The organism is Streptomyces sp. NPDC032721 (genome assembly GCF_055579625.1).
Genome location: NZ_JBVIMX010000012.1, coordinates 1 through 11,835 on the forward strand (window position 1 = coordinate 1; position 11,835 = coordinate 11,835).

The 11,835-nt window shown below is 69.8% G+C and carries 12 protein-coding genes and 1 rRNA gene; 10 read left to right on the forward strand and 3 right to left on the reverse strand.

The window, feature by feature from the left end; translation table 11 throughout:
• The 9 genes from rrf to ACZ5PB_RS24615 form a co-directional block, all read left to right on the forward strand.
• A 5S ribosomal RNA gene (gene rrf, locus ACZ5PB_RS24575) occupies positions 1–93 on the forward strand; the annotation flags it as partial.
• 75 nt (positions 94–168) lie between these two features.
• Positions 169–813, forward strand: coding sequence for an HAD family hydrolase (locus ACZ5PB_RS24580; protein WP_468693902.1), 645 nt, complete (start codon positions 169–171; stop codon positions 811–813).
• A gap of 78 nt (positions 814–891) precedes the next feature.
• Positions 892–2,103 (forward strand): MFS transporter, encoded by a 1,212-nt coding sequence (locus ACZ5PB_RS24585; protein ID WP_468693903.1) that lies wholly within the window; start codon positions 892–894, stop codon positions 2,101–2,103.
• Complete coding sequence (locus ACZ5PB_RS24590; protein WP_468693904.1) at positions 2,072–3,247, forward strand: acetoin utilization protein AcuC; 1,176 nt, start codon at positions 2,072–2,074, stop codon at positions 3,245–3,247. The genes ACZ5PB_RS24585 and ACZ5PB_RS24590 overlap by 32 nt, the downstream gene beginning before the upstream one ends.
• A 326-nt stretch (positions 3,248–3,573) precedes the next feature.
• Complete coding sequence (locus tag ACZ5PB_RS24595; protein ID WP_468693905.1) at positions 3,574–4,389, forward strand: phosphatase; 816 nt, start codon at positions 3,574–3,576, stop codon at positions 4,387–4,389.
• A gap of 129 nt (positions 4,390–4,518) precedes the next feature.
• A complete protein-coding gene (locus tag ACZ5PB_RS24600) occupies positions 4,519–4,731 on the forward strand; it encodes a helix-turn-helix domain-containing protein (RefSeq protein ID WP_185027739.1) in 213 nt (70 codons plus the stop codon).
• 131 nt (positions 4,732–4,862) lie between these two features.
• On the forward strand, positions 4,863–4,961 hold the full coding sequence (locus ACZ5PB_RS24605; protein ID WP_003948845.1) for a 30S ribosomal protein bS22: 99 nt from the start codon (positions 4,863–4,865) through the stop codon (positions 4,959–4,961).
• Between the two features lie 214 nt (positions 4,962–5,175).
• Positions 5,176–6,261, forward strand: a complete 1,086-nt coding sequence (locus ACZ5PB_RS24610; protein WP_468693906.1) for an NAD-dependent epimerase/dehydratase family protein — start codon at positions 5,176–5,178, stop codon at positions 6,259–6,261.
• A 1-nt stretch (position 6,262) separates the two neighbouring features.
• Entirely contained in the window at positions 6,263–7,336 is a 1,074-nt protein-coding gene (locus tag ACZ5PB_RS24615) for a lysophospholipid acyltransferase family protein (RefSeq protein ID WP_468693907.1), read from the forward strand.
• 234 nt (positions 7,337–7,570) lie between these two features.
• Here ACZ5PB_RS24615 and ACZ5PB_RS24620 read toward each other — a convergent pair whose 3' ends face one another.
• From ACZ5PB_RS24620 to ACZ5PB_RS24630, 3 genes are all read right to left on the reverse strand, one after another.
• Entirely contained in the window at positions 7,571–8,794 is a 1,224-nt protein-coding gene (locus tag ACZ5PB_RS24620) for a DUF5667 domain-containing protein (protein ID WP_468693908.1), read from the reverse strand.
• A gap of 230 nt (positions 8,795–9,024) precedes the next feature.
• Entirely contained in the window at positions 9,025–9,864 is an 840-nt protein-coding gene (locus ACZ5PB_RS24625) for an ECF subfamily RNA polymerase sigma factor, BldN family (RefSeq protein WP_468693909.1), read from the reverse strand.
• A gap of 440 nt (positions 9,865–10,304) precedes the next feature.
• Complete coding sequence (locus ACZ5PB_RS24630; protein WP_468693910.1) at positions 10,305–11,276, reverse strand: HAD family hydrolase; 972 nt, start codon at positions 11,274–11,276, stop codon at positions 10,305–10,307.
• A 107-nt stretch (positions 11,277–11,383) separates the two neighbouring features.
• On the opposite strand from ACZ5PB_RS24630, the gene ACZ5PB_RS24635 reads away from it, so the two are divergent.
• Positions 11,384–11,677: a glutaredoxin family protein gene (locus tag ACZ5PB_RS24635; RefSeq protein ID WP_468693911.1), complete on the forward strand. Its 294-nt coding sequence runs from the start codon at positions 11,384–11,386 to the stop codon at positions 11,675–11,677.
• Positions 11,678–11,835 lie beyond the last annotated feature (158 nt).

The following is an 11,835-nucleotide window of genomic DNA, read 5'->3' on the forward strand; positions in this document are numbered from 1 at the left end:
ACGCCCGGTTACATTCCGAACCCGGAAGCTAAGCCTTTCCGCGCCGATGGTACTGCAGGGGGGACCCTGTGGGAGAGTAGGACGCCGCCGAACAAATTTTATAAAAGCCGCAGGCCCCGAGTCGTTTCGACTCGGGGCCTGCGGCTTTTTTGCGTTTATGGTCGAACCATGCGCTACGACCTGGTGATCTTCGACAATGACGGCGTGCTCGTGGACAGCGAGCCCCTCTCCAACACCATCCTGTCCAGCTATCTGACGGAGCTCGGACACCCCACGACGTACGAGGAATCGCTGCGGGACTACATGGGGGCCGCGGTGCACCGGGTGCACGACCTCGTGCGGGAGCGGAGCGGGCAGGAGCTGCCGACCGACTTCGAGGAGACTCTGCACACGCGGATCTTCGCGGCGTTCGAGCGGGAGCTCCAGCCGGTGCAGGGCGTCGAGGACGTACTGGGGAAGCTGGTCGCCGACGGGGTTCCGTACTGCGTGGCGTCCTCGGGGACGCACGAGCGGATCAGGGTCGCGCACCGCCGGACCGGGCTCGACGAGTGGTTCGAGGACGAGTGGATCTTCAGTTCGCAGGACGTGGGCAAGGGGAAGCCGGCGCCTGATCTGTTTCTGTACGCGGCTCAGCAGATGGGGGTGGCGCCGGAGCGGTGCGTGGTGGTCGAGGACAGCCCGCTGGGGGTGCAGGCGGCACACGCGGCGGGGATGGACGTCCTCGGATTCACCGCGATGACTCCGGCCGAGCGACTGGCCGGGGCGAACGGATACTTTTCGGACATGGCTGAACTTCCGGGGCTGTTGATCTGAGCGCGGCCGAGGGCCGGGCCATATTGGGTGTGTGATCCATCTACCCATGAGTAGGCCGGGGTCGTACGCTCAGCGCCCATGACAGATGCGCGCCTGCGATACGGCAGGGCCTCATTGGCGTTGAGCTTCTTCGCCCAGGGGGTGGCCTTCGCCGTCCTCGTGACCCGAATACCGGCCCTCCAGGGCCAGTACGGGATATCGGACTCGGTACTGCCTGTCTTCCTGGCGGCGGTGCCGATCCTCGCCGGGGTCGGCAGCGTGGTCGCCGAGGCCCTGGTGAAACGGGTCGGGGCGGCGGCGGTGCTGCGGTGGTCCCAGCCGGTGGTCCTGCTCGCGCTGATCGGGGTCGGGCTCGGGCGGGACATGTGGCACGTGGCCGTCGCGCTCGGGGCGTTCGGGCTCTCGGTCGGGCTGCTGGACGCGTCGATGAACATGCTGGGGGTCAGCCTCCAGCGGGCGTACGGGCGGAGCATCATGCTCGGCTTCCACGCGGCGTACAGCCTCGGCGGGATCACCGGCGCCTCGCTGGCCTGGGTGGGGGCGCACTGGGAGCTGTCGCTGCTGACGACGTACCTGCCGGCCGTGTGTCTGCTGCTGCCGGCGGCGCTGATCGGCAGCAAGTGGTACGTGGACGCCAGGGGTGGGGCCGGGGAGAGCGGTGGCGGGGGCGGGAAGGCGGCTGCGGCGGCCGGGTTCTCGTTCAAGCTGCTGCTGCCGCTGTGCCTGGTGATGACCTTCGCGTACATCGGGGACTCGACGGTCTCCAACTGGAGTGCCAAGTACCTCCAGGACGTGCTGGGTTCGAGTGAGGCGCTGGCGACCGTTCCGTACAACGTCTACATGGTGACGACGCTGATCGGGCGGGCCGTCGGGGACTTCGGGGTGCGGCGGTTCGGGGCGGTCGCGGTGGTGCGGGCCGGGGCCGTGGTGGCGGCCGCGGGGTTCGCGGTGGTGGCGGCGGCGCCGGGGGCGTGGGTCGGGATGCTCGGGTTCACGCTGCTCGGGTTCGGGCTGTGCGTGATCGTGCCGCAGACGTTCGCGGCGGCGGGGCGGATGTTCCCGGGGGCGAGTGATGTCGCGGTCGCGCGGCTCAACATCTTCAACTACGTCGGATTCCTGGTGGGTTCGCCGTTGGTGGGGGCGCTCGGGGACGCCTGGAGCTATCGGGGCGCGATGCTGGTGCCGATGGCCATGGTGCTGGTGACGCTGGTGTACGCCCGGTCCTTCGCGCCGGAGGGCGACCGATACGGTGGCGGGCATGAGCGGCCGCGCACTGTTGATGTGGGATGACGCCGTCACGGCGTACAACTTCGGGGAACAGCACCCGATGGATCCGGTCCGGCTCGCACTGACCATGGGGTTGGTGCGGGCCTTCGGGCTTGATGGGGCAGTTGATGTGATGGCGGCTCCGGCTGCCGGGGACTCGACGCTTCAGCTGGTGCACCGCGAGGACTACGTGGCCGCGGTGCGGGCGGCCTCGGAGGATCCCCGGGCGGCGGACCAGGCGTACGGGCTGGGGACCGAGGACGATCCGGCGTTCGTGGGGATGCACGAGGCGGCGGCGCTGATCGCCGGGCAGTCGGTGGCGGCCGCCGAGGCGCTGTGGCGGGGGGACGCGGCGCACGCCGTGAACTTCGCGGGCGGACTGCACCATGCGATGCCGGGGGCGGCGGCGGGGTTCTGTGTGTACAACGACGCGTCGTTGGCGATCGCGCGGCTGCTGGAGCTGGGGGCGGAGCGGGTCGCCTACGTGGATGTGGACGTACATCACGGGGACGGCGTCCAGGCGGCCTTCTGGGAGGACCCGCGGGTGCTGACGGTCTCGCTGCACGAGCATCCCCGGATGCTGTTTCCCGGGACGGGGTGGCCCGAGGAGACGGGGGCGGCGGGGCCGGGGGAGGGCGGTGCGGTGAACGTCGCCCTGCCGGCCGGGACCGGGGACTCGGGGTGGTTGCGGGCCTTCCACGCGGTGGTGCCGGAGCTGTTGGCCGATTTCCGGCCGCAGGTGCTGGTGACGCAGCACGGGGCGGACACGCACTTCGAGGATCCGTTGGCGCATCTGGCGGTTTCGCTGGATGCGCAGAGGGCGGTGCAGGCGGCGTGCCATGACCTCGCGCATGCGTATGCGGACGGGGGGAAGTGGCTGGCGCTGGGGGGTGGGGGGTACTCGGTGGTGGATGTGGTGCCACGGTCGTGGACGCATCTGGTGGGGATCGCGGCGCATCGGCCGGTGGCGCCGGAGACGGTGATTCCGGGGGCTTGGCGGGATGAGGTGTTCGCTCGGACGCGGGAGTGGGGGCCGGGGCGGATGACGGATGGGCGGACGCCGGTCTGGCGGGCCTGGGAGGAGGGGTACGACCCTTCGGATCGGGTGGATCAGGCGGTGGTGGCGGTGCGGAGGGCGGTGTTTCCGTTGCGGGGGTTGTTGGCGTAGGGGGTGGGGGGCACTCCACTCCGGTGGTGGGCGTGGTGGGGTGGGGGGGCGTGGCGGAGGTGGGGCGGGGACCAGGGGTGCGGCTCCGCCGGGGGCCGCCCCCTTGCCCGCCCGTTCCGCCCCCGGGGGGCGGCCCCGCCGCCCAAGAGGGCTCGGCGCGCGGCCCCGCCGCCCAAGGGGGCGGGGGCGTAGGCGGCTTCGCCGCGCGTGGGGGGGGGCGGGGCAACGGGGGCGGCCGTGTCGCGCGAGGGGGGTGGTTAGGCCAGGGGGGTTGTGGGGGTGGGGTTTTGGGGTGGGGTGGGGGTGGGGGCGTTGAGGATGTAGGGGTGTTGAGCAGCGGGGTGGTGCGGGCGCATTTGTTGGCGGCGCGGCTGGCCGGGGTGGTGGGGACCCGGCGGGAGGAGAGTCTGCGGAGTTATCGGTTGTTCGGGGAGGGCGACCCGAGGGTTTTGCTGGGGCTGGAGCCTCAAGGGGTGTGGGGGGAGCGGGAGTTGATCGGGTTGATGGCGGAGCGGTGCGGGGTTTCCGGGGATCCGGGATATCGCCGGGGGCCCGATGTCATTGATCCGGAACGGACGTTGGCGGCGCTGGATTCCTTCGCGGAGAAGATCGGGGAGGCGGCCGGGAGAGGGCTTCCCGTGTTGTTCGGGACCGGTCATCCGCATCGATTGGTCGGTTTCTACGCCGAGTTGGCAGACGCCATGTCGGCGGCGGGCTGTGAAGTGCTCACCCCTGCGCAGGGGCAGCGTGTCGACATACCGACCCGGTTCGGCGTACGTACGTACAACCTTGACTACGTACGGGGAGTCGCGCTGGTGCGCGAACCCGGCGCGCGGGGTCCCGTGAGTGAGACCGGCGTGCACTCCCATTCTCCACTCCCGGTTCGGGTGGTTCTGGGGGCGGCGGCAGGGGGTGGAGGGCCGCTTCCGGGGCTGGTCGTGGGAGATCACGGTTGGGTCTGCGGTGCAGGTCAGCTGGGGTTTGATGCGATTGGTCTGGCGGATGTCGACGACCCCGCGCTGTTCGTCGGAGAGGTGGAGGGGCGGGTGTCCGTGGTCGTTCCGCTTGATGACGGTGTGCGGTCTGATTACTACCGACCGCTTACACGCTATGTACTCAATCGAGCGTGTCTGTCACGGTAGCGGGCCGATCGCATCCCCTCTTCCCCACTCGCATCACACGCCCCTAGTCTGGGGAGTGAGCGCACAGCGACGAAGAGTCACCGGAAGGGGAAGCCGGTGCGCGTCATGTGCGGAAGGTACAGGTGGGTCATGACTGCTTCAGGCGAGAGGCCTCTCAACGAGGTCAAGTTTCTGACCGTGGCGGAAGTCGCCTCGGTGATGCGAGTGTCGAAGATGACCGTGTACCGCTTGGTGCACAGCGGTCATCTGCCGGCGATCCGGGTGGGCAGGTCTTTCCGGGTTCCGGAGCAAGCGGTTCACGAGTACCTCCGTGAGTCCTTCGTGGGGGTGGAGACGGCCTAGATCCCCCTCGGATTACGTCACTCACTCGGTGGCGGGTTAGGCTAGGCCCTTGCTAGGTCGTGTGGGCCCAGACGCCCCGCACCGATCTCCGCCTTCGGCGGAGGTGTTCCGAAAAGTGAGCGAGGGTAGTCGTGGGCTCTGTTATCAAGAAGCGGCGTAAGCGGATGGCCAAGAAGAAGCACCGCAAGCTGCTGAAGCGCACTCGCGTTCAGCGTCGCAACAAGAAGTAAGCGATAGCTGTACGCAGTCCCAGGGGCCCTTCCACCAGAGATGGTGGAAGGGCCCCTGTGTGTTTTTCTGGCCATTGAGGGGACCGGGGTCACTTCGGGTGCCGCTCGGTCATCACAGCGCAACATGCAGGCGTTACGGTGGCCACCGAAGGGGGACCCGGGGCGAGCGGAGACCGGGGAACCCCTGGGGGCATTCGAGGGGAAGGCGCTGATCTTGGGCAAGGTCGTGCTCGTCACAGGTGTGGCCCGGCAGCTGGGGGGCCGCTTCGTGCGGCGCGTGCAGCGGGATCCCGAGGTGGACCGGGTGATCGGGGTCGACGCGGTGCCTCCCGAGCACCATCTCGGGGGCGCGGACTTCGTCAGGGCGGACATCAGGCAGCCCGCGATCGCCCGGGTCCTCGCCGAGTACGGGGTCGACACCGTCGTGCACATGGACGTGACCGGGACCCCGCTGGGCGGTGGCGGCGGCCGGGCCACGGTCAAGGAGACCAATGTCATCGGCACCATGCAGCTGCTCGGCGCGTGCCAGAAGTCGCGGGACGTGCAGCGCCTGGTGGTGAAGTCCAGTACGAGTGTGTACGGGTCCGCCTCGCGCGATCCGGCCGTCTTCACCGAGTCGACCACGCCGAAGTCGCTGCCCAGCGGTGGCTTCGCGAAGGACGCCGTCGAGGTCGAGGGGTACGTGCGCGGGTTCGCCAGGCGGCGCCCGGACGTGGCGGTGTGCGTGCTGCGGTTCGCGAACATCCTGGGGCCGCGGGCGGACTCCCCGCTCTCCGAGTACTTCTCGCTGCCGGCGCTGCCGACGGTGCTGGGGTACGACCCCAGGCTCCAGTTCGTGCACGAGGACGATGTGGTGGAGGTGCTGCGGATCGCCGCCCACGATCCGCGCCGGGGGACGCTCAACAGCGGCACGTTCAACATCGCCGGGGACGGGGTGCTGCTGCTGTCGCAGTGCGCGCGCAGGCTGGGGCGGCCGACCGTGCCGTTCCTGCTGCCCGCCGTGCGGTGGGTGGGCTCGGCGCTGCGGACGGTCGGGATGAGCGACTTCTCGCCCGAGCAGATCCGGCTGCTGACGCACGGCCGGGTGGTGCGGACCTCGCAGATGCGCGAGACGCTCGGCTTCGTGCCCAAGTACACGACGGCGGAGACCTTCGCGGACTTCGCGCGCAGCAGGGGGGCCGGGCTGCTGCCGCCCGAGCTGCTCGCCCGTACCGTGGACCGGGCGGCGGCGCAGGTGTCCGCCGCGGCCGGCTTCGTACGTACGGAAACGCAATCCGCTGAATCCAAGGAGCGCAGCTGACATGGCCGACGCCAAGGTCATCCCCTTCGGTGACGAGCCGCGGTCGCGGCGGGGGGCGGGGGCCGCGAGGCCGGGGAAGCGGGGCCCGGGCGGGCGCAAGGGCGGCCCGGGCGGTGCGGGCGCCTCGGCGGGCGGCGGCACCCTGGCACCCGTACCGGAACAGCAGGGGACCTCGCCCGAGGCACCCGAGGCGGCTCCGGTGGCGGACGAGGAGCGGGTGGCCGAGCAGGGCGGCGGTGGCTGGGACCGGCGGATCGCGGGCGGGCTCGCCTTCCTGCGGCGGCGGATCACCGGGGACTACGAGGTCGACGAGTTCGGGTACGACCGCGAGCTCACCGACCAGGTCCTGATGTCGATGATCCGGCCCTTCTACGAGAAGTACTTCCGGGTGGAGGTGAAGGGCATCGAGAACGTCCCGTCCGAGGGCGGGGCGCTGATCGTCGCCAACCACTCGGGGACGCTCCCGCTGGACGGGCTGATGCTCCAGGCCGCGGTGCACGACGAGCACCCGGCGGGGCGGCACCTGCGGCTGCTCGCCGCCGACCTGGTCTTCGTACTTCCGGTGGTGAACGAGCTGGCGCGCAAGGCCGGGCACACCCTGGCGTGCGCGGAGGACGCGCAGGCGCTGCTTGAGCGGGGCGAGCTGGTGGGGGTGATGCCGGAGGGGTTCAAGGGCATCGGGAAGCCGTTCAGCGAGCGGTACAAGCTGCAGCGCTTCGGGCGGGGCGGCTTTGTGTCGACGGCGATGCGGGCGGGGGCGCCGATCGTGCCGTGCTCGATCGTGGGCGCCGAGGAGATCTACCCGATGATCGGGAACTCGAAGACGCTGGCCCGGGTGCTGGGCTTCCCGTACTTTCCGATCACGCCGACGTTCCCGTGGCTGGGGCCGCTGGGGGCGGTGCCGCTGCCGACGAAGTGGACGATCCAGTTCGGCGAGCCGATCGAGACCGCCGGGTACTCGGCGGAGGCGGCCGAGGATCCGATGCTGATGTTCAACCTGACGGACCAGGTACGGGAACAGATCCAGCACACGCTGTACAAGTTGCTGGTGCAGCGGCGGTCGGTGTTCTTCTAGCCCTTGGACACCGGGGCCGCGAGTGTCCGGGGCCGACGGACGGAGTCCGGCGCAGCTGTCCGAAGCCCGCGGAGCGGTGCGAGGGCAGCAGACGGAGGGGCCAAGTTGCTGGTGCAGCGGCGGTCGGTGTTCTTCTAGGCGTCCCGGCACCTGGATCGCGGGGCCCGGGGGCCACGTTGTTGGTGCAGCGGCGGTCGGTGGTTTTCTGGGGCGGCCGCCGCTGCACGGGTGTTGCTATCGCGTGGTGTCCTCGCCGTTGATGCCCAGGCCCGGGAGTACGTCCGGGAGGATGGGCGGGATGGTGACGTCCGGGACCTCCGGTTTGGCGGGTTTGTCCGGGGTGGGCGGGGCCGGCTTGTTGGCGGGGGGCGGGTCCAGCAGGCCCCCGGCGCCGCCGATCAGGCCGGACGACGGTTTGCCGTCCGAGGTGGCGGGCGGCGGGGTGCCCGGCTTGCCCTGGTGGGGGGCGCCGGGGGTGGTGCCGGGAACGACGCCGGGGCGCGTCCTGTCGTTCTGGTGCGGGGTGCCGGGGCGGTCCTTGTGGGTGCCCGGGGCGGCCGGCTTCTGGTCGGTCTGCGGCGGCTTGGGCAGCAGTGACTGGAGCGGGCCGACTTCTTGGTCTATGGCGTCGAAGACCGAGCTCACCTGCGAGCCGACGTCGCCCAGCTGGGCGGGGAGCATGCTGCGCAGATTGCTCCAACTGTCGCGGTGGGACTGGGAGAAGGCGGTCAGGGCCTGGATGGGGCCGATGTTGCCGTCTCTCTCGTACGCCTCGTAGAGGAGCCGGTGGCCCTCGGAGGCGTCGTGCTTCATCCCGTTCAACGTGCGCCGTACTTCGCCCAGTTGCTCGTGGTCGAGGTCGGCGGCCTTGCCCCGGTCCATGAGGCGTCTGGCCTCCTGGAGTCTGGTGGACGCCTGGTCGAGATAGATCTGGCCCCGGTCGGACTCGTCGCCCGCCATGGTGAGCTTCAGATCCTCCATGCCGCGCTTGAGCCCGTACAGCGAATCACCGGGGAGGGCGTTGGAGCTGGCGGCGGCGACGCCGCCGAAGGCTCCGGCCGCCACACCGACGGTGAGTCCGCCTGCCGCGAGGCCTTTCGACCAGCGGGAGCGGGGGCGCAGCTTGCGGAGCGCGGAGGCCCGGTGGGCTCCCCGTCCGGTCCGCTGCTCGGGCACCGGAGGGCTTGCGGGTGCTCCCGCGGTGCCTTCCAGCAGCATGGCCTCCATGGCGGCGACGAGCTGTGCTCGTTGCACCACTTTGACCTCGGGGTCCATCTCGGGTGCGGGCAGGCCGCCCAGACCTGAGACCAGGGACAGCAGTGTCCCCTGGTCGGCAGGCCTTTCGGCTGCTCCGGCCGTACCTTCGGGCTGTTCGGCCGCCGTGTCCCGGAGTTCCTGATCCTCCAGGGACTGGGCGAAGGCGTTGGCCCGCCGGTGCGCCGATACATTCGCGATCACTGGCGGCACCTCCTCTCGTCATGACGATCGACTCCCCGGGTGTCCGGAAGGTTGCACGCCATGAGCACGTCCACACGATTGAGTGAGTGGCTGCGGGCATGGCGCGACCGCAGGGAGCCTGCATTCCGCACAACGAGCCGCCGGGCACTTGGGTTACGGACGAAAGATGATCCGACTGCCGAAGATGTCAGTCTTCGACAGCCGGTGATCGAACGGTCACCCGGCGTCAGTCACCTGGCGTCGTCGGGCAGCAGGCGGGCCAGCGTACGGACGGCCCGGTACTGGAGGGTCTTGATCGCACCCTCGTTCTTGCCCATGACGCGGGCCGTCTCGGCGACCGAGAGCCCTTGCAGGAAGCGCAGTGTCACGCATTCCTGCTGCTGAGGATTCAGCTTGCGCACGGCCTCCAGGAGGGCCGCGTTGGAGAGCGACTCCAGGACGGAGTCCTCGGGACTGCGCTCGACCTCGTTGGCGTCGAGCATTTCGCCGGTGGTCACTTCGAGCCTGAATCTGCTCGATTTGAAGTGGTCCGCGACCAGATTCCGGGCGATCGTGACCAGCCAGGCGCCGAAATCGCGGCCCTGCCAGGTGAAGGTGGAGATCCTCCGCAGGGCGCGCAGGAACGTCTCGCTGGTCAGGTCTTCTGCCGTCGCCTTTCCGCCGACGCGGTAGTAGATGTAGCGGTAGACCGTGTCGCTGTACTGGTCGTAGAGGCGGCCGAAGGCCTCGGCCTCGCCGCCTTGGGCGCGCTCGACGAGATCCATCATGCGTGCGCTGTCGCTGTCGGCGGTGGGCCGACGAACGGTGGACGTGCCGGTGCCCGAGCTGGCGGCGCCACGGCTTCGTCTGCCGACGGCCCGCCCGTCTCCCGACCCACGCCCCTCAATGACGGCGCTTCGCGCCGCCCCCCGCTCTTGGCCGTCGGCCAGGGCATAGCAAGGGCCGACAGGCACAGGGGTGGCAAAGGCGGGGACGGCGTACGCGGTGGGGACGAAGCCGCGCAGACGGTCGATGACCGTTGCGCGCAGCGTAGCCAGGCCCGAGGCGTCAACCCCGACGTGTGGGTACACGGGACTCCCAGAGGCAGAGCTTCCATCACGTGCAGTACCGGACTGTTCACTCGTGGTGCTGATGAATGGGTTCCGGAATGCGTCTGAGGAGAATAACGCTTCGTACAGGCAGCACTACACCCAGTTGCTCAAATCACCGTTTCCGTCTCTTCTGTTACGTCTACGAGGCGTATCAAGTAGCAGTTAGTGACCGGTTGTTGATCGAGTCGTGGCGTCATCTGTCTGCTTGCCCGATGAGTTGTGGCCGAGTGACGGGAAGAGGACTGGCGGGGGGAGGCGGCGGGTAAGCCCAGGGGATTGGTTGTTCCAGGGCGGATTGGTTGTTCCACGGCTGAGGGCCGGGTGCGCCCCGGGGGTTGGGGTGCGCCCGGCCCTTGGTTTGTGCCTGGTGCCTGGTGCCTGGTGCCTGGGTGTCTCGGTGCTCGGTGACCTGCTGTGGGTCAGCGGCGGCGGCGGTGCAGTGCGAGGGCGGCGGCGGTTCCGCCCGCGAGGGCGCCGACGCCGGCCGCGGCGGGGATGCCGACCTTGGCGGCCTTGCGGCCGGTGCGGTAGTCGCGCAGCCGCCACTCGCGTTCGCGGGCGTGCTTGCGGAGCTTGGCGTCCGGGTTGATCGCGTACGGGTGTCCGACGAGGGAGAGCATCGGGATGTCGTTGTGGCTGTCGCTGTAGGCGGCGCAGCGGTGGAGGTCCAGGCCCTCGGCGGCGGCCAGGGCGCGGACGGCCTCGGCCTTCGCGGGGCCGTGCAGGGGTTCGCCGACCAGGCGGCCGGTGTAGACGCCGTCGTGGGACTCGGCGACGGTGCCGAGTGCGCCGGTGAGGCCCAGGCGGCGGGCGATGATCGTGGCCGTCTCGACGGGGGCGGCCGTCACCAGCCAGACCTTCTGGCCCGCGTCCAGGTGGGCCTGGGCGAGGGCGCGGGTGCCGGGCCAGATGCGTTCGGCCATGTACTCGTCGTAGATCTCCTCGCCGATGGTCATCAGCTCGGAGACCTTGTGGCCCTTGACGATGGACAGGGCGCTCTCGCGGGCGTCCTGCATGTGCTCGGGGTCCTCGACGCCGGCGAGGCGGAACCAGGCCTGCTGCCAGGCGAAGCGGAAGAGTTCCTGGCGCTCGAAGAACTTCCGCTTGTAGAGGCCGCGGCCGAAGTGGAAGATCGCGGCGCCCTGCATGACGGTGTTGTCGAGGTCGAAGAAGGCGGCGGCCTTGGTGTCGCCGGGGACCGGGAACTCGGGTTCTGAGGGGGTGGGCTCTTCGGGCTCTTCGGGGGCGCCGGACTCGGCGGCACGTGCCGCCTCCAGGTCCTCCAGCTCCGTAACGGACTTTCGTGCTGCTTCGGCTGCAGCCTCGCCCGCCAGCACGCTCCGTGCGGTCGCGGAGCGCCTACGGGGGGTGAGCCATCCCAGTGCGGCCATGTCGTGAGCATAGCCATTCTGTTCGGAACTTCCCGAGCCGGAGGGATGCGGGGGTGTGAACTCTCCGCGTCCGGGTTGTTACGGGGCTTTCCCAGCATCATGGGGGGATGAGTGCTTTGTGGCGGAAGAAGAAGGTGTCCGGGGGCGGCGGGGGAGGGCGTGAGCGGTTGGTCACTTTGATCGGGAAGCCTGGGTGTCATTTGTGTGATGACGCACGGGGGGTCGTCGAATCGGTGTGCGGTGAGGTGGGGGTGCGGTGGGAGGAGAAGGACATTTCTTTGGATGCGGAGTTGTATCGGGAGTACTGGGAGCAGATTCCGGTGGTGTTGGTGGATGGGGAGCAGTTCACCTTCTGGAAGGTGGATGGGGGGAGGTTGAGGAGGGAGTTGGGGGGTGGGTAGGGGCCACTCGTGTGTGGAGCGGGGGCCATGGCGTAGGTGGGGCGGGGGCGAGTTGTGCGGCTCCGCCGGGGGCCGCCCCCTTGCCCGCCCGTTCCGCCCCCCGGGGGGCGGAACGGGAGGGCAAGGGGGCCCTGCAAGCGGCCCCTCCCCCCCCAAGG